Source organism: Hymenobacter miniatus, assembly GCF_016427455.1.
Classification (GTDB): Bacteria; Bacteroidota; Bacteroidia; order Cytophagales; family Hymenobacteraceae; genus Hymenobacter; species Hymenobacter armeniacus.
In genome coordinates this window covers 130,499-150,725 of record NZ_JAELXR010000007.1, presented here as the reverse complement: position 1 = coordinate 150,725, position 20,227 = coordinate 130,499, and the positions used below count along the sequence as shown (strand labels likewise).

The 20,227-nt window shown below is 61.3% G+C and carries 16 protein-coding genes; 9 read left to right on the top strand and 7 right to left on the bottom strand.

Annotated features, from left to right (window positions below):
* Positions 1-20: 20 nt before the first annotated feature.
* Entirely contained in the window at positions 21-482 is a 462-nt protein-coding gene (locus JAO73_RS12820; protein WP_198977413.1) for a hypothetical protein, read from the top strand.
* A 2-nt stretch (positions 483-484) separates the two neighbouring features.
* Here the strand turns inward: JAO73_RS12820 and JAO73_RS12815 are convergent, their stop codons facing one another.
* Positions 485-1,207, bottom strand: a complete 723-nt coding sequence (locus JAO73_RS12815; RefSeq protein ID WP_198977412.1) for an SDR family oxidoreductase — start codon at positions 1,205-1,207, stop codon at positions 485-487.
* A 98-nt stretch (positions 1,208-1,305) separates the two neighbouring features.
* Between JAO73_RS12815 and JAO73_RS12810 the strand changes: the two genes are divergently transcribed.
* Positions 1,306-2,037: an MlaE family ABC transporter permease gene (locus JAO73_RS12810; protein WP_190922047.1), complete on the top strand. Its 732-nt coding sequence runs from the start codon at positions 1,306-1,308 to the stop codon at positions 2,035-2,037.
* 91 nt (positions 2,038-2,128) lie between these two features.
* Positions 2,129-2,944: an ABC transporter ATP-binding protein gene (locus JAO73_RS12805; RefSeq protein ID WP_190922048.1), complete on the top strand. Its 816-nt coding sequence runs from the start codon at positions 2,129-2,131 to the stop codon at positions 2,942-2,944.
* A gap of 53 nt (positions 2,945-2,997) precedes the next feature.
* On the opposite strand, the gene JAO73_RS12800 is transcribed toward JAO73_RS12805, so the two are convergent.
* From JAO73_RS12800 to JAO73_RS12785, 4 genes are all read right to left on the bottom strand, one after another.
* The gene (locus JAO73_RS12800; protein WP_198977411.1) at positions 2,998-3,528 is read right to left on the bottom strand and encodes a YfiT family bacillithiol transferase; all 531 of its coding nucleotides are present in this window, start codon (positions 3,526-3,528) and stop codon (positions 2,998-3,000) included.
* Between the two features lie 76 nt (positions 3,529-3,604).
* Complete coding sequence (locus tag JAO73_RS12795) at positions 3,605-4,237, bottom strand: bifunctional nuclease family protein (protein WP_190922050.1); 633 nt, start codon at positions 4,235-4,237, stop codon at positions 3,605-3,607.
* Between the two features lie 217 nt (positions 4,238-4,454).
* Positions 4,455-5,432 carry an electron transfer flavoprotein subunit alpha/FixB family protein gene (locus JAO73_RS12790; protein ID WP_198977410.1) on the bottom strand — a complete coding sequence of 326 codons (978 nt, stop codon included), beginning with the start codon at positions 5,430-5,432 and terminating at the stop codon, positions 4,455-4,457.
* Between the two features lie 124 nt (positions 5,433-5,556).
* Positions 5,557-6,297, bottom strand: coding sequence for an electron transfer flavoprotein subunit beta/FixA family protein (locus JAO73_RS12785; RefSeq protein WP_190922052.1), 741 nt, complete (start codon positions 6,295-6,297; stop codon positions 5,557-5,559).
* 152 nt (positions 6,298-6,449) lie between these two features.
* On the opposite strand from JAO73_RS12785, the gene JAO73_RS12780 reads away from it, so the two are divergent.
* The 6 genes from JAO73_RS12780 (at position 6,450) to JAO73_RS12755 (ending at position 17,191) form a co-directional block, all read left to right on the top strand.
* Positions 6,450-6,788, top strand: coding sequence for a tetratricopeptide repeat protein (locus tag JAO73_RS12780; RefSeq protein ID WP_190922053.1), 339 nt, complete (start codon positions 6,450-6,452; stop codon positions 6,786-6,788).
* Positions 6,789-7,091: 303 nt separating this feature from the next.
* On the top strand, positions 7,092-7,898 hold the full coding sequence (locus JAO73_RS12775; protein WP_198977409.1) for a DUF937 domain-containing protein: 807 nt from the start codon (positions 7,092-7,094) through the stop codon (positions 7,896-7,898).
* A 123-nt stretch (positions 7,899-8,021) separates the two neighbouring features.
* Complete coding sequence (locus JAO73_RS12770) at positions 8,022-9,302, top strand: TolC family protein (protein ID WP_198977408.1); 1,281 nt, start codon at positions 8,022-8,024, stop codon at positions 9,300-9,302.
* A 140-nt stretch (positions 9,303-9,442) separates the two neighbouring features.
* Positions 9,443-10,522, top strand: a complete 1,080-nt coding sequence (locus tag JAO73_RS12765; protein WP_198977407.1) for an efflux RND transporter periplasmic adaptor subunit — start codon at positions 9,443-9,445, stop codon at positions 10,520-10,522.
* 114 nt (positions 10,523-10,636) lie between these two features.
* Positions 10,637-13,795 carry an efflux RND transporter permease subunit gene (locus JAO73_RS12760; RefSeq protein WP_198977406.1) on the top strand — a complete coding sequence of 1,053 codons (3,159 nt, stop codon included), beginning with the start codon at positions 10,637-10,639 and terminating at the stop codon, positions 13,793-13,795.
* A gap of 249 nt (positions 13,796-14,044) precedes the next feature.
* Positions 14,045-17,191: an efflux RND transporter permease subunit gene (locus tag JAO73_RS12755; protein WP_198977405.1), complete on the top strand. Its 3,147-nt coding sequence runs from the start codon at positions 14,045-14,047 to the stop codon at positions 17,189-17,191.
* A 125-nt stretch (positions 17,192-17,316) separates the two neighbouring features.
* Here the strand turns inward: JAO73_RS12755 and JAO73_RS12750 are convergent, their stop codons facing one another.
* Both JAO73_RS12750 and JAO73_RS12745 read right to left on the bottom strand, forming a co-directional pair.
* A complete protein-coding gene (locus JAO73_RS12750; protein WP_198977404.1) occupies positions 17,317-18,792 on the bottom strand; it encodes a lipopolysaccharide biosynthesis protein in 1,476 nt (491 codons plus the stop codon).
* A 38-nt stretch (positions 18,793-18,830) separates the two neighbouring features.
* On the bottom strand, positions 18,831-20,204 hold the full coding sequence (locus JAO73_RS12745) for a DUF7033 domain-containing protein (RefSeq protein WP_198977403.1): 1,374 nt from the start codon (positions 20,202-20,204) through the stop codon (positions 18,831-18,833).
* Positions 20,205-20,227 lie beyond the last annotated feature (23 nt).

Here is a 20,227-nt window from a genome sequence, read left to right as displayed (position 1 = left end):
ATGCTTCAGTATAGCCCCGCATGCAACTGCAAAATTTTCAATTTACTTCGGGCCTGGACCAGGCTTACCCGGTGATAAAATTCGGGCTGCTGGTTCTGATGGCGTTTAGCAGTGCCATGTGGCGCGAAAGCCGCTGGCCGGTGATAATGGCTTTGGCTGCTGGCATTGGGCTGACGGCCATAGGCGCCCTATTCAAAATTGAGCACTGGACATCGGGCGATGAAATTCTGCTGGCCGGAGTTGCCTTGGTGGCGGGCAGCTACGCCTGGTGGTACCGGGTCAAGCCGCAGCGCTGCCTGCTCGACCACCTCAAGCTTGCCTGGGTAGGTGCTGCCTGCGCCTCGCTGGCGTTTCTGGCAGTTTATCCGCCCATGATACGGCCGCTGGCCGGCCTAGCCGAAGCGCTGTTTTGGGCCATGGCGTTGCTCTTTGTGTACGAGCGGTGGATGCGGAAGCCCAAGCCAGCGGCGCCCGACGCTTGAGCTTACAAATCACCCAGCTGCGGCCGAATCAGCAATTCCTCCACCACGGCGTGGGGCGAGAGCGAGTACGTGCCAAACACGGCCTCGGCCACGTCTTCGGACTGCACGAACCGCTCGGCGGGCAGGTCTACGCCGGCCCAGCTGGCCGTGAGGGTGGGGCCGGGCAGCACGGCCGTGACGCGCACGCCGCTGGGCTTGAGCTCTTCGCGCAGGTTTTTGGTGAAGCCCAGCAGGGCGTGCTTGGCGATGCCGTAGGAGCCGCCGTTGGGGTAGGCCGTGATGCTGGCCGTGGAACAGATGGTGAAAATGTGCCCCCGGCCCTGGGCAACGAAACCCGGCAGCAGGGGCAGGGTCACGTCGTAGGCGCTGAGCAGGTTCACGGCCAGCATCTGGCGCAGCTGCGAGCCGTCGGCGGGCTCGTCCTGCAGGCGGCCGGGCACGAAGGCCCCGGCATTGTTCACCAGCACCTCCACGGGCAGGCCCAGGCCCAGTACAAACGCGGCAAAGCGCGCGCAGTCGGCGGCGAGGCTGAGGTCGGCGGGAAAGGTGTGCAAGGTGGCGCCGGGAATAGCGGCGGTTAGCTCGGCGGTGAGGGCCGCTAAGTCGTCGGCCGAGCGCGCGCAGGTGGCCACCGGATACCCGGCCCGCAGAAAGCGCGACACGACGGCGCGGCCAATACCTTTGCTGCCGCCGGTCACGACAATTAATTTTTCGGTTGCTTCCACTTTCTTCTCCTGATTTTACGTAAAGTCCCGCGGCGCTTCATACGTCTTGCTCCGCAACACCGGGCCCCAAACTTCGGTTTTAATTCTCACCCCACCTCATGCTAACAACTTTCGGCTCGTTCGTCCTCTTTCTGCGCGGCATGGTCACGCGCACCGAGCGGTTCCGCGTCCTCTGGAATCGCACCATCGACGAAGCCATCCTCATCGGGGTCGATTCTGTGGTCATCGTTTCCATCGTGTCGGCCTTCATCGGCGCCGTTACCTGCGTCCAAATTGCCTACAACCTCACCAACCCGCTCATTCCGCAGTCCACCATCGGCTACATGGTGCGCGAAATGACCATTCTGGAACTCGCGCCCACCATCACCAGCATCGTGCTGGCCGGCAAGGTAGGTTCCAGCATCGCCGGCGGCCTGGGCACCATGCGCATCACCGAGCAGATTTCGGCCCTGGAGGTAATGGGCATCAATTCGACTTCGTACTTGGTGCTGCCGCGCATTCTGGCGGCCGTCCTCATGTTTCCGCTGCTGGTCATCATGGCCATGCTGCTGTCCATTCTGGGCGGCTACCTGGCCGGCACGCTCACCGGCGTGATGACGGCCCAGGATTACGTGGAAGGCATTCGCACCGATTTCATTCCCTACAACATCCTGTTTGCCCTCATCAAGGCCGTGGTGTTTGCCTTCCTCGTGTCGGGCATCTCGTCGTTTAAGGGCTATTACACCACCGGCGGCGCCCTCGAAGTGGGCGCGGCCAGCACCGGCGCCGTCACCAACTCCATCATCGCCATCCTGATTGCCGACTTCGCCCTGGCGGCCCTGCTGCTCTGATTGGTTGTCAGTTGCTGGTTGTCAGTTGTCAGCATTGGCAATGCGCAACCAGCACGAACTGCCAACTGACAACCAACAACTGACAACTATCATGATTGAAGTATCCAATATCGAAAAGTCCTTCAACGGCACGCCTGTGCTGAAAGGCATTTCGTGCGTGTTCGAATCGGGCAAGTGCAACCTGCTGCTCGGCGGCTCGGGCACCGGCAAAAGCGTGCTCCTGCAGTGCATCGTGGGCCTGATGAAGCCCGACATCGGCTCCATCACTTTCGACGGCACCGTGTACACCAACAGCAAGATTGACATCCGGCAGGAAATCCGGCGCAAAATCGGGATGCTGTTCCAGGGCTCGGCCCTGTTCGACTCCATGACCGTGGCCCAGAACGTGGAATTCCCGCTGCAGATGCTGACGCCCGAAATGAGCCCCGAAGAGCGCCGCGAGCGGGTCGAGTTCTGCCTCAAGCGCGTGGGCCTCGAAAACGCCGGCAACAAGATGCCCGCCGAGATTTCGGGCGGCATGAAAAAGCGCGTGGGCATTGCCCGCGCCATCGCGCCGCAGTGTACCTACCTGTTTTGCGACGAGCCCAACTCCGGCCTCGACCCCGCCACCAGCATCAAGATTGACGAGCTGATTCACGAAATCACGCACGAATACAACATCACCACCGTCATCGTGACCCACGACATGAACTCGGTGATTGAAATCGGCGAGCACATCATCTTCCTGCACCAGGGCAAAAAGCTCTGGGACGGCACCAAGGACGAAATCCTCAACGCCACCGTGCCCGAGCTCAAAGAGTTCATCTTCAGCAGTAGCTTGGTGCGCGCCGCCAAACGCATCGACGAAGAAACCGAAGGTGGCATGGCCGCTTTCACCGAAGAAAGCGAAGCCGGCGGCGGAATCTAGCATTAAGCAAAACACTACCCCGAAGCTCTGCTTCGGGGTAGTGTTTTATTAGCCTATGCCTGCAGCAACTGCAAGTGCCCCAGGTGGTGCCGGCCGTGCCAGGCATAGAGCGCCAGCGTCTGGTCAAGCGTCAAAGTGCGTTGGTTGCCGGGGTGGTAAAAAGTGCGTTGCCATTGCTCTTCGGTGAGGTGGTGCAGCAGCGTCACAAACCGCGAATGCAGCGCCTCCAGCAAGGTGAGCGACACGGTGATGGGCGTGGCCGCCACGTCTGGTAGTTCGGCCCAGGCCGCTTCCTCGTAAGGTTTAATGGTGGGATTGTCCTCGGTCAGCGCCAGCCGGAACCGCACGTAGGCGTTCAGGTGCGAGTCGGCTACGTGGTGTATCACCTGACGGCCATTCCAACCGCCGGGGCGGTAGGGGCGCTCCAGGCCCACGCCGCCCACGGCCTTGGCGGCCGCCGTGAGCTGGGCCGGCAGGTCGGCAATTTGCTGAATAAGGGCCGTGCGCTCGGCGGCGGTCAGGGGGCCGTTGGGTAGCTGCGGCCGCCCAACGGGGTACTTCAGAGAGTCTTCGGATGCATTCATGTTGGCAAAGAAAGCAAAAGCGCCGCCTCTGGGTGAGGCGGCGCTTTTACTTGTGATAAAATCGACGGCTTAAGACTTAGCCGTTGCGCTTGTTGAGTTCGTCGCGGATTTTGGCCGCTTTTTCATAATCTTCTTTTTCAAGCGCCTGGGCCAGCATTTTGGTCAGTTCGTCCAACGACACCTGGCCGCTGGGCTCGCGCGGCTCGGGCTGGGCCCGGCTGGGCCGCGGGGCGTCCGAATCGTCGTCCTCGTCGTCTTCGTCCTCGTCTTCCTCCACCTCGCTTTCGGCCTCGTCGAGGTCAGAAAGAATGATGCCGGCCTCGCTCAGCACGCTTTCCACGGTGTAGATGGGCACGCCGAAGCGCAGGCCGATGGCAATGGCATCGGAGGGCCGGGCGTCGATGTCGAACGTGGTGGCGCCGTCGGAGCACACGATGCGCGAATAGAACACGCCTTCCTTCAAATCGGAAATCACCACTTCCAGAATCACCACGTGCACGTGCTCGGCAAAGGACTTGAACAAGTCGTGCGTGAGCGGGCGGTTGGGGCTGATTTTTTCGATTTGGATGGCAATGCTCTGGGCCTCGAACATGCCGATGATGATGGGCAGGCGGCGGTTGCCGCCCTTCTCGCCCAGAATCAGCGCGAAGGAGCCAGACTGCGACTGGCTGGACGACAGGCCCAGAATTTCAAGCTGGATTTTTTTCAAGGGAATGGGTACTGTGTGTCTTGGGTGGCTTGGGAAGGATGGGCAGGGCCCGGCCGCGGCCGGTGGGCAGGATGTACGTGCAAATAAAGAAAAGTCCCGGCATCTGCCGCCAAATCCTGCCCGGTAATACGGGATTACCGAAAAAAGATTGGGGGCTTAAGCCCCGGCATTCTTGCGAAAACCAGCTGCCTAAGCCCCCATTCCTTTGCAAGCGAAATTAATTCAGCGCTTTAACGGCCGCCGTCAGTTTGGGCAATACGTCGAACACGTCGCCCACAATGCCGTAATCCGCCGCTTTGAAGAAGGGGGCTTCGGGGTCTTTGTTGATAACCACGATGACCTTGCTGCTGTTCACGCCGGCCAGGTGCTGGATGGCGCCCGAAATGCCGCAGGCAATGTAGAGGTTCGGCGACACGGTGATGCCCGTTTGGCCCACGTGCTCGTGGTGGGGGCGCCAGTCCACGTCGCTCACCGGCTTGGAGCAGGCCGTGGCCGCGCCCAGGGCCTTGGCCAAGTCCTCAATCAGGCCCCAGTTTTCGGGGCCTTTCATGCCGCGGCCGCCCGATACCACGCGCTCGGCCTCGGGCAGCAGCACGCCGCCGGCCTGGTCCTGCATGATGACCTGCTTGGGGGCGTCGGCAAAGTCGGCGTCGCTCAGCTGGGCCGAGAAGCTGGTTACTTCGGCCGTCTTGCCAGCCTCGTGCTGGGCCTCGGTCGAGTTTTTCTTCACGGCAATGATTTTGCGGTCGCCGCTGAGCACCACGTCCGAAAACGCCTTGCCCGAAAACGCGCCGCGCTTCACCGTGAACTGGTCGCCGCTGATTTTGGGCAGCTCCACCACGTTGGTGGCCAGGCTGGCCTTCAGGCGCACCGACAGGCGCGAGCCCACGGCGGCGCCAATGTTGCTGTTGGCCAGCACAATGATTTTGGCCTGTTCCTGCTCGGCCGCCGTGGCGATGAGCTTGGTGTAGGCGTTGTTCACGAAGTCTTTCAGGCGCGGCTCGGCGTCGTAGAGCACTTTCGAGATGCCCTGCTCGCCCAGCTTGGCCAGGTTGGCCTCATTGGCTTCGCCCACGGCGATGGCCGTGGCGGTGGTGCCCAGCTGTGCGGCCACTTGCGCGCCGTACGAGGCCACTTCCAGCGACGACTTCTTTACTTCGCCGTCGGCGCATTCAACTACAACTAATACAGACATGGTTTTATGTTTTTTGTCATCCTGAGCGCAGCGAAGGACCTTATCACGCTTGCGCCGTTGGGTTAGTTAAAGTAGACAAAGGCCGCCGTGATAAGATGCTTCCTTCGTCAGCATGACAGACGAATTAAATAACCTTTGCTTCGTTGCGGAGCAGTTTGATGAGCTCGCCGGCGTTTTCGGCGTCGATGAGCTTCACGCCCTGCTTCTTGGGCGGCAGCGCGTACTCGGCCACGGTGGTGCGGGCGGGCTCGCCCACGGCGGGCACCACTTTTAGGGGCTTGGTGCGGGCCGTCATGATGCCGCGCATGTTGGGAATGCGGGGCTCGCACATGGGCTGCTGGCACGACGCCACGAAGGGCGTGTTGACGGTCACAATCTCCTTGCCGCCCTCAATTTCGCGCTCCAGCGTGGCGGTGTTGCCGCTCAGGTCCAGCTTCATGGCCGGGGCCACCGTGGGGATGCCCAGCATCTCGCCCACCATGCCGTGCACCTGGAAGCCGTTGTAATCGATGCTTTCCTTGCCCATCAAAATCACGTCGTAGGCACCTTCCTTGGCGATGGCGGCAATCTGCTCGGCCACAAAGTAGGCGTCGGTGGGAGCAGCGTCGACGCGGATGGCGTCGTCGGCGCCAATGGCCAGGGCCTTGCGGATGTTGGGCTCGGTGTCGGCCTGGCCCACGTTCAGCACCGTGACGGTGCCGCTGCCGGCGGCTTCTTTCAGCTCAATGGCGCGGGTGAGGGCGTATTCGTCCCAGGGGTTAATCACGAACTGCACCCCGGCCTTGTTAAACTCCTTGTTATCAGGAGTGAAGGTGATTTTGGTGGTCGTGTCGGGCACGTTGGAAATGCAAACCAGAAACTTCATCTAAACGGGGCTTGAGTGGGCGAAAAAGCGAAAAAAAGGCTGCATGCATAACAACCTATGAGAGCTTACCGTTTCCGGAAGCCCATCTTTGTCAGGGCAAGTGCGGGGAAAAGCCGCAATTTCGCCCCAAAGGTAAACAAAACTTGCGCCCTATGAACACCCCGGCCACCCGTTTGCAGCAGCTGCTGGCTTTCTACGAAGACGACCCGACCGACGCCTTCACCATTTACGCCATCGCCACCGAATACCGGGCCCAGGAGCCGGAGCGGGCCTGGGAGTTTTACGAAAAGCTGCTCACGGAGCATCCCGATTACGTGGGCACGTATTACCACGCCGGCAAGCTCCTGGAGCAGTTTGGTAAGAAAGACGAAGCCGAAAAGGTTTACCGCACCGGCCTGGCCACGGCCAAAAAAGCCGGCCAGCAGCACGCCGCCAGCGAATTGCTGCAAGCTTTGAACCAGTGCCTGGGTCTGGATTACGAAGATGATTAACGGCCTGCGCAGCACATTCGGAACGAGGCACCAACCTGAGCCGCGCTAGCACCGTGTATTCTAATACCTCGATGTGGTAGCTTATGCAACAATCCAGCGGTTTATTACCGAATGGTATAGTAACTACGCTACATAGCGGTAGTAACCATGCTTCTGCGTTCGGCGGGAGCTGGGCCAGGTTTAGCGGGTAAAAAGTACGGTTTATCGGCAAGCCCCTCGGTAGAGAAAATGTGGTAAGCACCTTTGTTAGCACCCACGCCCAAAAATCTGCCCATAGGAAAATCACCTTCTTACTCTACCCGCATGAAGACTTTACCTACTACCGTAAAAAGTACTTTTTCCCCGGAACTGACCGGGCATCTGGCCGCGCGGCTGGGCGAAGGGGAAAGCCGAATCCGAAAAGTGCTCGACGCCGCCGTGCCGCTGGTGCTGGGTGCAATTGTCAGGCGGGCACAGTCGGGCGCGGCCCTGCAGGTGCACACCCTGAGCCTGCAAGCCCTGCACAAAGCTCCCGTCTGCGCCAACCCCGTGACCTGTGCCCTCGGCATGCTAGGCAGCGGCCCGGCAGCGGGCGGTGCCCTGCGGCAGGCAGAAGTGCTGCTGTTTGCGCTATTTGGTGCCGAGGCGACGCAGGTGGCCGGTCATCTCACCGCGCACGCGGGCGTGCGGCCGGCTGCGGCGGAGGCGCTGCTTAAACTGGTAGGAGCGGTGGCGGCGGCCACCCTCGGCCAGCAAATTGCGGCGCAGCACGCCACGGCGGCCGAATTGGCCGTGAGCCTTGCGAGCCTCAAAGAACCCGTGACGGAGTTGCTCGCTGCCACTCCTCCCGCCGTGCGTGCCATGCTGGAGCCCCTCGGCGACAAGCGCGCTGCTGGTTCAGGCCTGATGGGGACACTGCAGCAGGAGGGAGGTTTGCGAAAACTGCACGTGCGGGTTGGCCAGTCGTTGCTGGCTTTGGTGGGCGCCGTGACGGGCGCCGCCTACTTCTGGGATGCTGTGTGCGGTGTGGCCGCTGCGACTTACTGGGGCGCCGATGCTTTGCCGGTGCTGAAGCCGGCTGTGCCAGTGGCGCTGCTTCGGCTGGGCACGATGGGCATTTTCGCTTGGTAAATCGGGCCTTTCGCCGAGGCTGAGCGGCTGTTGACGGCCTAGCCGGAGGATTCATTTTATCCTCATGCGCCCCCGGTCACCTTTGTTGAGTAATCAACATTGGATATGTTTCGTGTAAGTCTAATGGCGCTTTTGGGGGCCTGGGCCCTGGCCGGGCCGGCGCCAGCCCTCGCCGCCCCCGCGGCCCCCGCCGATACCGTTCGCCTCACGCTGCCCGAAGCCGAGCAGCGGTTCTTCCAAAACAACCTGGCCGTGCTGGCCCAACAGTACAACGTGACGGTGGCCCAGGCCCAGGCCGTGCAGGCGCGCCTCATCGACAACCCGACCATTTACGTGGAGCAGGACGTGCTGCGCCGCCGCATCAGCCGGCCCACGGTGCCAGAAGGCACGGCGGGCAGCGAAGCCGTGGTGACGGTGCAGCAGCTGTTTTCGCTGGCCGGGCGCCGCAAGGCTGCCGGGCAAGCCGCTCGGCAGGGCGCGGTGGTGGAGCAGTACAACCTGCAGGACCTGCTGCGCAACCTGCGCTACCAGCTACGCACCACCTACTACGACGTCTTTTTCAAGCAGCAGACGCTGAAGGCGTACGCCACGGAAATCAACTCGCTGACGCGCACCGTGGGCCTCTACCAAACGCAGTTCGAGAAAGGCAACATTGCGCTGAAAGAGGTGATTCGCCTGCGGGCCTTCCTCTTCACGCTGCAGAGCGAGCGCCAAAACCTGCTCAACGACGTGGCCACCGACCAAACCGACCTGCACGTGCTGCTGCACGACGCCACGGGGGCCCAATACGTGCCCGTGGTGGACATCCGCCGCACCCGCGACCTGAGCCTGAACGGCTACTCGGAGCAACAACTGGTGGACACGGCCCTCGTGCGCCGCACCGACCTCAACGCCCGCCGGGCCACCCTGGAGCAGCAAAACCTGAACCTCCGCCTGCAGCAGAAGCTGGCCAGGCCCGACCTGGCCGTGGGCTACACCTACGACAAGGCCGGTTCCTACATCAATAACTACCAAGCCCTCACGCTGGGCATTGCGGTGCCGCTCTTCAACCGCAACCAGGGCAACATCCAGGCGGCCAAGGCTCAGATTGCCGGCAGCAAGCTGCTCGTCGACCAGCAGCAGCTCATTGTGCAGAGCGAAGTGCACCAAGCCTACGAGCTGGCGGCTCGCAACGACGAGCTATTTCAGAACACCGACCGCGACACGGCGCCGTTTACCCGGCTCATGGTGGGCATCGAGCAGAGCTACGCCAAGCGCATTCTGTCGGTGGTGGAATACATCGACTTCTTTGAGTCCTACAAAAACAACCTCGTGCAGCTCAACACCCTGCGGGCCAACCGCGTGCGGGCTTTCGAGCAGCTGAATTTCGCCGTGGGCAAGCCGGTGTTCCGCGCCGACCAATAACTGAACCCGAAAAGAACGTCGGGCTGAGCTGGCCGCAGCCTCTCGCATGAAGGAATAAATCAATCGATTGGATTAGTTGCGCGAGCCAGATGCTGCGGCCGGCTCAGCCCGACGTTCTACCCAAGCCATTACCACACCCCATGAACCGCACCTTTCTGGCATTGCTCACCGCCGTAACCTTGGTTAGCTGCTCCAAAACCGAAGTCAAAGAAGAGAAGAAGGAAGGCTTCCGCCTTTCCGACACCATGATGCAGCAAATTGTGCTGGATACCGTGCGCCTGCGCCCGGTGCAGGACGAGCTGGTGCTGACCGGCGAAATTGCCACCGACGGCGACAAAACCGTGAAGGTGTACCCGCTGGTGGGCGGCGTGGTGGAGCAGCTGAAAGTGCAGCTCGGCGACAAGGTGACCAAGGGCCAGGTGCTGGCCGTCATCAAGTCGGGCGAGATTGCCGACGTCCAAAACCAGACCACCGCCGCCAGTTCCGACCTGGATATTGCCCGCAAGAACCTGGCCGTGGCCGAGGACATGTTCAAGGCCGGCCTGAACTCGGAGCGCGACGTGGTGCTGGCCCGCGCCGAAGTGACCAAAGCCCGCGGCACCGTGGGCAAGAACGTGAAGCAGCTCAGCGTGTACGGCATCGGCAAGGATGGCATGTACGAGCTGCGGGCCCCAATTTCGGGCTTCATCACGGAGAAGAATGCCACCGACCACGAGCAGTTCAACAACGACAACGTGGGCAACCTGTTCACGGTGAGCAACCTCGACGATGTATGGATTATGGCCAACGTGTTCGAGTCGGACATTTCGAAAGTGAAGGAAGGCTACTCGGCCGACGTGACCACGCTGAGCTACCCAGACAAGCATTTCCGGGGCAAGATTGACAAGGTGTTCAACGTGCTCGACCCCGACAGCAAGGTGATGAAGGTGCGCGTGCGCCTCGAAAACCCCGGCTACCTGCTCAAACCCGAGATGTACGCCCAGGTGCGCGTCGAGAACACGGAAGGGGCGAAGGCCCTGGCCGTGCCCGCCAAATCGGTCGTGTTTGACAAGGACCGCAACTTCGTGATGGTGTACAAGGACCGCACCCACGTGGAAACCCGCCCCGTGACCATCAGCAAAACGGTGGGCGACTACAGCTACGTGAGCTCCGGCCTGAAGCCCGGCGACGTGGTGATTGCCAAGGACCAGCTGCTGGTGTACGACGAGCTGAACGATTAAGCTTTTTTCAACTAACAGTGACGCTGAACACGAGCTTTTTGGCCGTGTTCGGGGTCACTGTTGCCGTTAAAGTCGGCGCCATCTTCATCGTTTCCTCATTGCTAGAAACTGAAAATGAATAAGTTCATTCAAAGCATCATCGCCTTTTCGCTTAAGAATAAAGGCTTCATCTTCCTCATGACCTTGGTGGTGATTGTGATGGGCGTGGTGAGCTACCGGAACACGCCCATCGAGGCGTTTCCGGACGTGACCAACACCGAAATCACCATCATCACGCAGTGGCCCGGCCGCTCGGCCGAGGAGATGGAGAAATTCGTGACCGTGCCCATCGAAATTGCCCTGAACCCGGTGCAGAAAAAGGCCTCGGTGCGCAGCACCACGCTGTTTGGCCTGTCGGTGGTGAAGGTAATTTTCGACGACGGCGTGGACGACGCCTTCGCCCGCCCGCAGGTGAACAACCTGCTGCGGGAGGTGGATTTGCCTGATGGCATTACCCCTGACGTGCAGCCTCCGTACGGCCCGACCGGCGAAATCTACCGCTATACGCTGGAGAGTAAAACCAAGACCGTGCGCGAGCTCAAAACTCTGCAGGACTGGGTGATTGAGCGCAACCTGAAGGCCGTGCCCGGCGTGGCCGACGTGAACAGCTTCGGCGGCGAGGTGAAGGACTACGAAATTTCAGTGAACCCCGGCAAGCTGCAGGATTTCGGCCTCACGCCGCTCGACCTCTATAGCGCCGTGCAGCGCTCTAACATCAACGTGGGCGGCGACGTGATAAACGAGGGCCAGCAGAACTACGTGGTGCGCGGCATCGGCCTGCTGAACAACATCTCGGACATCACCAACACGGTGATTAAGAACGTGAACGGGGTGCCGATTCTGGTGCGCGATGTGGCGAAAGTGACCGAAAGCGCCCTGCCGCGCCTGGGCCAGGTGGGCCGCGGCCTGGAGGACGACAAGCTGGAAGGCATCGTGGTGATGCGCAAGGGCGAAAACCCGTCGGAAGTCATTGCCCGCCTGCACGATAAGGTGGCCGAGCTGAACTCGAAAATCCTGCCGCCCGACGTGAAGATGAAAACCTTCTACGACCGGCAGCAGCTCATCGATTTCTCCACGGAAACGGTGATTCACAACCTGATGGAAGGCATTGTGCTGGTCACGCTCATCGTGTTCCTGTTCATGGCCGACTGGCGCACGACGGTGATTGTGTCGGTGATTATCCCGCTGGCGCTGCTGTTTGCCTTCATCTGCCTGCGGTTGCGCGGCATGAGCGCCAACCTGCTGAGCATGGGCGCCATCGACTTCGGCATCATCATCGACGGGGCCGTGGTGATGGTGGAAGGGCTGTTCGTAGCCCTTGACCACAAGGCCCACCAAGTGGGCATGGAGCGGTTTAACAAACTTTCCAAGCTAGGTCTGATTAAGAAGTCGGGCCGCGACATGGGCAAGTCCATCTTCTTCGCCAAAGCCATTATTATTACGGCCTTGCTGCCGATTTTCTCCTTCGAGAAAGTGGAAGGTAAGGTGTTCAGCCCATTGGCCTGGACGCTGGGCTTTGCCCTGCTGGGCGCGCTGATTTTCACGCTCACCCTGGTGCCGGTGCTGGTGAGCATCCTGCTGAAAAAGGACGTGAAGGAGAAGGAAAACTTCTTCGTGCGGGCCGTAAACCGGGGTGCCGCGCGCTTCTTCGTCTTCACCTACGCCCGCAAAACGGCCAGCCTGGTCATCGCCTTCGCGGTGACGGCGGTGGGTTTGTATTCGTTCTCCTTCCTGGGCTCGGAGTTCCTGCCGGAGCTGAACGAGGGCTCAATTTACGTGCGCGCCCAATTGCCGCTTAGCATCAGCCTGCAGTCGAGTAACGAGCTGTGTAACCAGATGCGGCGCGACTTCCTGAGCTTCCCCGAAGTGAGCGACGTGGTGAGCCAGACCGGCCGCCCCAACGACGGCACCGACCCCACGGGCTTCTACAACAACGAGTTTCTGGTGCAGCTCAAGCACACGTCGGAGGTGGAAAAGAAGATGAAATCCAAAGCCTACCGCGAGGATTTGGTGGCGCGCATGAAAGCCAAGCTCGACAAGTTTACCGGCGTAGACTTCAACTTCTCGCAGCCCATTACCGACAACGTGGAGGAAGCCGCCTCGGGCGTGAAAGGCTCGATTGCCGTGAAGATTTACGGCACCGACCTGGCCACGCTGGAAGCTAAGGCTCGCGAAGTTTATGAGGTGCTAAAAACGGTGAAAGGCATCGACGACTTGGGAGTGTTGCGCAACATTGGCCAGCCGGAGTTCCACGTTGACCTCGACGAGCGCCGCATGGCCAGCTACGGCGTGAATAAATCGGACGCCAACTCGGTACTGGAAATGGCCGTGGGCGGCAAGGAAGCCACGCAGTTGTACGAGGGCGAGCGTAAATTTCCCATCCGCGTGCGCTACGAGCCCCAGTTCCGCCAGACGCCGGCCGAAATCGCGGCCTTGATGGTGCCCACCCAATCGGGCAAAACCATTCCGCTCTCCGAAATCGCCAACATCGGCTCCGTGACGGGCCCGAGCCTGATTTATCGCGACGACAACCGCCGCTTCGCCGCTGTCAAGTTCTCCATCCGCGGCCGCGACATGGGCTCGACCATCAAGGAAGCGCAGGAAAAAGTGAACCGCCACGTGAAGCTGCCCGCCGGCTACGAGCAGAAATGGACCGGCGACTTTGAGAACCAGCGCCGCGCCCAGCAGCGCCTCACGCAGGTAGTGCCCATTTCGCTGGGCCTCATCTTCTTCATCCTATTCGTCCTGTTCAGCAACCTGAAAGATGCCGGGCTGGTGCTGCTTAATGTGCCGTTTGCCATCATCGGCGGCATTGCGGCGCTGCTACTCACGCACACCAACTTCTCGATTTCGGCCGGCATCGGCTTTATCGCCCTGTTCGGTATCTGTATTCAGAACGGCGTGATTCTTATCTCCGTTTTCAAACAAAATCTGGTGAAAAAGCACACGCTTGACCACAGCATCAATGAAGGCGTGATTTCGCGGGTGCGCCCGGTGGTGATGACGGCCCTCATGGCCACCATCGGCCTGATGCCGGCCGCCATCTCGACGGGCATTGGCTCAGAAACGTCCAAGCCGCTGGCCATCGTGGTCATCGGCGGACTGATAACGGGTACCATTCTCACGCTCTTCGTGTTCCCGCTGGTGTTCGAGCGCTTTTACCGCTCGGAGCACACCAAGTACGTGCCGCTGCCCGGTGAAAAGGGCTACGTGGAGCCGGTAGCGGTGCACTAATTGTAGGGTGGACTCTGCGAGTCCGCGCCTGTTCGAACGACACCCGCCAGGCACGGACTCGCAGAGTCCACCCTACACAAAAAAGCCCGCTGCCTAATGAGGCAGCGGGCTTTTTTGTGCTTGGCTCTTCATTCAACCCTCATTGTTTTCTCATCAACTTTTCACCAGATTCTCATTTTCCGGCCGGCAAGTAATCAAACAGACTGCCCGGGCCGCCCGCTGCTCTGTTGCTTCCCACCCCGCCCTTGCATGAATAAGTTTATTTCCGGCATCGTTGCCTTCTCGCTGAAGAACCGCTTTTTCGTCTTTTTCATGACGGCCCTGCTGGTGGCAGGGGGCACTTACAGCTACGTCCACACGCCCATCGAAGCCTTTCCCGACGTCACGAATACCCAGATGATTATCGTGAGCCTCTGGCCCGGCCGCTCGGCCGAAGAGGTGGAGCGGTTCGTGAGCACGCCCATCGAGGTGGCCATGAACTCGGTGCAGATGAAGAGCAACATGCGCTCTATCAGCATGTTTGGCCTGTCGGTGCTGAAGATAAACTTCGAGGACAACGTGGAAGATTTCTTTGCCCGGCAGCAGGTGAACAACCTACTAAGCGGGGTGAACCTACCGGCCGGCTGCGACTCGCACGTGCAGCCGCCCTACGGCCCGACGGGCGAGATATTCCGCTACACGGTGCAGAGCCGCGCCGGCCGCAGCACCAACGAGCTACTGGCCATTCAGGACTGGACGGTGGAGCGGCAGCTGAAATCGGTGCCCGGCGTGGCTGACATTGCGGCCTTCGGCGGCACGCGTAAGGTGTACGAAATCAGCGTGAACCCTGCGATGCTGGCCAAGTACGACATGACGCCGCTGGAGGTGTACGACGCCGTGCAGAAGAGCAACATGAACGTGGGCGGCGACGTGATTGAGAAGAACTCGCAGAGCTACGTGGTGCGCGGCATCGGCCTGCTCACCAAGCCCGAAGACATCGGCAACATCATCGTCAAGGACATCAACAACGTGCCCGTGCTGGTGCGCAACGTGGCCAACGTGACCGAAAGCCACGCCCCGCGCGTGGGCCAGGCCGGGCTGGACGACCAGAGCGACGTGGTGGAGGGCATCGTGATTATGCGCAAGGGCGAAAACCCCGCCGAGGTGCTGGGCCGCGTGAAAGCCAAAATCGCGGAGCTAAATGAGAAGGTGCTGCCCAACGACGTGTACCTCAAAACGTTCTACGACCGCGACGTGCTGATGGACCACTGCACGCACACCGTGATTCACAACCTGATTGAGGGCATTGTGCTGGTGACGCTGATTGTGCTGCTGTTTATGGCCGACTGGCGCACCACGCTCACGGTGGGCGTGGTGGTGCCGCTGGCACTGCTGTTTGCCTTCGTGTGCCTACGGCTGAAGGGCATGAGTGCCAACCTGCTAAGCATGGGGGCCATCGACTTCGGCATCATCATCGACGGGGCCGTGGTGATGGTGGAGGGCATCTTCGTGGTGCTCGACCACAAGGCGGAAAAAGTCGGGATGGAGAAATTCAACAAGCTGGCTAAGCTGGGGCTGATTCGGAAAACTGGGGGCGAGCTGGGCAAGGCTATTTTCTTCTCTAAGCTGATTATTCTGACCTGCCTGCTGCCCATTTTCGCCTTCGAGAAAGTGGAGGGCAAGATGTTCAGCCCTTTGGCCTACACGCTGGGCTTTGCCTTGGTGGGCGCCTTGATTCTGACGCTGACGCTGGTGCCGGTGCTGTGTTCGCTGCTGCTGAACAAGAACGTGAAGGAGAAGCACAACCCGATTGTGAGCTTCTTCGACACCATTGTGACCAAGGCGTTCGGCTTTACCTACCGCCACAAGCTGCTCAGCTTCGGGGTGGCCATGGCCATTGTGGTGGCGGGGCTGTATTCGTTCAAATTCCTGGGCTCGGAGTTTCTGCCGGAACTGAACGAGGGCGCGCTGTGGGTGGAAACCAAGCTGCCGATGTCGTCTTCGCTGACGGAGACGAACAAAATGGCGGCCAACTACCGCCGCATCCTGCGCTCGTTTCCGGAAGTGGTATCAGTGCTGAGCCAGACCGGCCGCTCCAATGACGGCACCGACCCCTCGGGCATTTACTACGTGCAGGCGCAGGTCAACCTCAAGCCCAAGGAGGAATGGAAGCGCAACATCACCAAGGAGCAGCTGATTGACGAGATGGACAAGAAGCTGAAGGAGTACCCCGGCATCATTTTCAACTACTCGCAGCCCATCATCGACAACGTGGAGGAGGCCGTGGCGGGCATCAACGCGGCGCTGGCCGTGAAAATTTTCGGCAACGACCTGAAGGAGCTTGACGGCAAGGCCAATGAGGTGATGAAGGTGCTGGCCGGCGTGCGCGGCGTGAAGGACCTGGGCATTCTGCGCAACCTGGGCCAGCCCGAAATGAGCGTGCGCCTCGACCAAACCCGCATGGCTGCCTATGGCGTGCAAACCGCCGACGCCCAAACCGTAGTGGAGATGGCCGTGGGCGGCAAGGCCGCCACCCAGATTTACGAAGGCGAGCGCAAGTTTGACGTGACGGTGCGCTACCCCAAGCAGGACCGCGACACCGAAGCCAAAATCGGCGAGCTGCGCGTGCCCACCATCCGCGGCGGCAAGGTGGCCCTGAAGGAAATTGCCGACATCGGCACGGCCAACGGTCCGGCCTTCGTGTACCACGACAACGGCCAGCGCTTCATCGCCGTGAAGTTTTCCATCCGCGACCGCGACATGGGTTCCACCATTGCCGAGGCCCAGAAGAAGATGGACCAGACCATCAAACTTGGCAAGGGCTACCGCATCGAGTGGGCCGGCGAGTTTGAAAACCAGGTGCGGGCTACCAAGCGGCTCAGCCAGGTGGTGCCGGTGTCGCTGGTCATCATTTTCATCCTGTTGTTCATCACCTTCGGCAACGGCAAGGATGCCGCGCTGGTGCTGGCCAATGTGCCGTTTGCCCTCATCGGCGGCATCGCGGCACTGCACCTCACGGGCGTCAACTTCTCGATTTCGGCCGGCATCGGCTTCATCGCATTGCTGGGGATATGTATTCAGAACGGCATCGTGCTCATCACCGTGTTCAAGGAGAACCTGCGCAAGAAGCTTAGCCTGGCCGAGAGCCTGCGCCTGGGCGTGGCCTCGCGCGTGCGCCCCGTGGTGATGACGGCCCTCATGGCCATGATTGGTCTGTTCCCGGCGGCCCTCAGCACCGGCATCGGCTCCGAAACGCAGAAGCCGCTGGCCATCGTCGTCATCGGCGGGCTGGTGACGGCCACCATCCTCACGCTGCTCATTTTCCCGCTCATTTTCGCCTTTTTCTATCGCGAGATGAACCAGAACGGCCCGGCCCCGAAACGCCGGAAGCGGCAGCCGGAGCTGGTTGGGGCGTAGCGGCAGAACATTGTAGAGACGCAATATTTTGCGTCTCGTCGTTGCAGATGTTGTTATGGCTGCGCATCTCAGCGCGGTCTTGGTCGTTCAACGACGAGACGCAAGATGTTGCGTCTCTACTCCCTTCAACGGCGGCGCAGTTTGCGCAGCAGGGCCACGGCTTCCGGGGCGGTGCCCGTCAGGAGCACGCCCGCGCCGTAGAGCACCGTGAGCACGCCGCCGCGCATGAGCATGGTGAGCCACAGGTTGGGCAAGGTGGGCAGGGCCCAGGTGGCCAGCCCGGCCACGGCCGCCACCAGCAGCAGGCGCGGAATGTGGCCATCGAAGGGTTGCAGGCGGTAGAAATGCCACACAAACCACGTGCGCACGGTGTTGATGCTCACCAGCGCCACGCAGTACGCCAGGGCCGCGCCTACCAACTCGTAGCGCGGGATGAGCAGCCAGTTCAGGCCTACCACGGCCGAGGCCAGAAGGACGTTGAACAGCAAATCGAAGCGGTAGTGGGGCGAGGTGACGACGATGGTGCCATTGACGCCCGTGATGCCATCGAACAGCCGCCCCACCAGCAACAGCACCACGGCCCCGGCGCCGGCAGCGTATTCGGGCCGGTGAATAAGGCTGAAAATGAAGTCGAGGTTCAGCCCAATGCCGAGGGCCAAGTAACAGCCCACCACGGTATTAACGCGCGTAACGCGCTGATAGAAAGCCCCCATTTTACCCAGGTCTTGCTCCTTCCAATACTCGGCAATGAGCGAGAAGGCCGTTTTGTTGAGGGCCCGGAAGGGGAGCGTGAGGGCCGTGCTCACGTTGGTGGCCACCAAATAGATACCGGCCGCCGCCAAGCTCACCTTGGCGCCCACCATGATGTTGTCGATGTTGAGCAGCACCGTGCCCGAGATGTTGCTCAGCAGCGCGAAGCCGCCGAATCCCAGCATTTCGCCCAGCGGCTTCACGCGCAAGGCCGCCCGGGTGGGCCGCAAGTGCAGCTCGCCAATGGCCGCCGCATAGGCCACCAGCAGCACCGCCACCACCGCGTAGGCACTCGCGTAGGCCACCACAAAGCCCGCAAAGCTCAGGTAATGCGCGCTGTAGGCCAGGGCCGAGCCCACGATGAGCAGGCGCAGCAGAATTTCCTGGCAGAACGACGCAAAAGAGGTGTGAAATAGTGACTTGAGATACGCATCGAGCAGCCCGCCCAGCATGATGGCGCCCGCCAGCCCCACAGCCACGCCGTAGTGCTGGCCCAACAGGGCGGCGTCAGCGGGCCCGTACCAGCGCAGCACCAGGGGCTGGCCCAGGCTCATGACCACCGTCATGGCCGCAAAGCCCAGCAGCGGCAGCCCCAGCAGCAGCGGCAGAAACCCGGCGTGGTTGCGCCCCTGGTTGCGGAAATACGGGAAATAGCGCAAGCCGGTGCTGGCAAAGCCAAACGCGCTGAGCTGGGCCCCGATGGTGGCAAACGACACCAGCAAACTCGTCAGGCCAATCTGGCCCGGCGTGAGCAGCCGCGGCAGCACGAAAATGGTGTTGGCGAAGCCAATGCCCATGCCGACGTAGGAAATCAGGGTGTTGCGGATGCCCTGGCGCAGAACGATGCCCAAAAGTGCGGGAATAAGGGAATGAGAAGGGTCGGTTTACGCTACAAAAGTGCACCCGTCGCCAGTTCTTTGCCCGTCACGAATGCCGCCCCGAGGCGCCGCAGCTCCTGCATGAGGGCCGCAAACTCGCGCGGGCCGTTGAGCCGGTTGGCGGGGTCGAAATTCTCGTTGTGCCACAGCACCGACACCACCCCGCCAAACCGGGCCACCTGTTCGAGCATGGGCCGCAGCGCGGGCACCACCTCCTCGGGCGGCAGCTGCAGGTAATTGGGGTGGTGCAGGGTGGCGTCCATCACGTTCAGGGGGATTTCCAGAAAGCGGTGGGCCTCGCCGGTAACGAAGTCGAACGGATAGAACGGGTGGCAGTAGGAGTGGCGAAAGCCAAAATGCTCGGCAAAGCCCAGCGTAGAATCGAAATCAACGCCCGCTTCCTCCACCAGCCGGGGCGTGCGGCGGGGCTCCCAGCGCAGGTAGTGAAAGCGCAGGCCGTGGGCCGGCAGCTTCAGCCGCTGCCATTCCCGCAGCAGCTGGTTGCCGTCTTCGGCCGTGCCAATGCTGCCGTGCAGGCCCACTTCGTGCCCCTGCATCGCAAGCCGGAGCAGGCGCCGCCGCAGCGAAGTGCTCAGGGCGTAATCGGCGTTGGGCGTGCCATCGACGCCCTTGCGGTGCTCGGGCAGCAGGAAAAAAGTGGACTTTGCGCCGTGCGCCGCGGTGGCCGCCGCCACGGCTTCCAGGTTGTCCCAGGCGTCGGGCCGGGCCAAGTGCTGCGCCAGCTGCCGGGCAAAAGACCAGAGCCGACCCTGCGTGAGCGCGGCTTTGGCTGGCGCTTTCCAAGCGCTGCGCAGGTTGTCGATATCGTGGGAAATGAAGGCGGCAAACGGCGCAGTCCCGGCCCAGCGGCGCGGTTGCAAGCGCTGGCCGCTGACGTGCTCCACGGCTGTTTTCAGCACGTCGAAGTAGTAGTTGACCACGGGCACGCCCACGAAGCCGTATTGTTTCTGCACGCTGGCTGCGTAGGGGAAACGGCCGTGCCGGTCCCGCTCGTCCGAGAAATATTCCTGCCAGCCGCTCAGCAAGTAGAACGCGCTGGAGATGACATCGGCCCGAATGTGCGCCGTGCCCGGGCCCAGCGCCAGGAGGTCGGCGGGCGGGGCGGCGTCGAAGAAGAAGGGCACCGGCTGGCCCATCCATTCGCGCCAGTGCGGCGCGGTCGGGTAGGGCTGGCCTTCGGCGAAGAAGGTGCCGGCGCCATCGGCCACGGTGATGGCGGCCCCCGAACCGGCGTACCCAATCGAAACCGGCGCCGCTTCGGGAAAAGCCTGCCAAAAATGTCCCAGCACGTACGCCAGCCGTACCTCGGCCGTGATGGGCACGGCGGGCGCAGGCAAAGGCAGGGCAGAGGAATGGGCCGGCATGGCCGCGAAGATAGGCCGCCGGC

Bases quoted from the DNA above. Each gene is read 5' to 3' on its own strand.
- JAO73_RS12745 (WP_198977403.1), bottom strand. From the start codon at position 20,204: ATGCCGGCCCATTCCTCTGCCCTGCCTTTGCCTGCGCCCGCCGTGCCC.
- JAO73_RS12775 (WP_198977409.1), top strand. From the start codon at position 7,092: ATGAAGACTTTACCTACTACCGTAAAAAGTACTTTTTCCCCGGAACTG.
- JAO73_RS12790 (WP_198977410.1), bottom strand. From the start codon at position 5,432: ATGTCTGTATTAGTTGTAGTTGAATGCGCCGACGGCGAAGTAAAGAAG.
- JAO73_RS12805 (WP_190922048.1), top strand. From the start codon at position 2,129: ATGATTGAAGTATCCAATATCGAAAAGTCCTTCAACGGCACGCCTGTG.
- JAO73_RS12760 (WP_198977406.1), top strand. From the start codon at position 10,637: ATGAATAAGTTCATTCAAAGCATCATCGCCTTTTCGCTTAAGAATAAA.
- JAO73_RS12820 (WP_198977413.1), top strand. From the start codon at position 21: ATGCAACTGCAAAATTTTCAATTTACTTCGGGCCTGGACCAGGCTTAC.
- JAO73_RS12810 (WP_190922047.1), top strand. From the start codon at position 1,306: ATGCTAACAACTTTCGGCTCGTTCGTCCTCTTTCTGCGCGGCATGGTC.
- JAO73_RS12765 (WP_198977407.1), top strand. From the start codon at position 9,443: ATGAACCGCACCTTTCTGGCATTGCTCACCGCCGTAACCTTGGTTAGC.
- JAO73_RS12800 (WP_198977411.1), bottom strand. From the start codon at position 3,528: ATGAATGCATCCGAAGACTCTCTGAAGTACCCCGTTGGGCGGCCGCAG.
- JAO73_RS12770 (WP_198977408.1), top strand. From the start codon at position 8,022: ATGGCGCTTTTGGGGGCCTGGGCCCTGGCCGGGCCGGCGCCAGCCCTC.
- JAO73_RS12780 (WP_190922053.1), top strand. From the start codon at position 6,450: ATGAACACCCCGGCCACCCGTTTGCAGCAGCTGCTGGCTTTCTACGAA.
- JAO73_RS12755 (WP_198977405.1), top strand. From the start codon at position 14,045: ATGAATAAGTTTATTTCCGGCATCGTTGCCTTCTCGCTGAAGAACCGC.
- JAO73_RS12785 (WP_190922052.1), bottom strand. From the start codon at position 6,297: ATGAAGTTTCTGGTTTGCATTTCCAACGTGCCCGACACGACCACCAAA.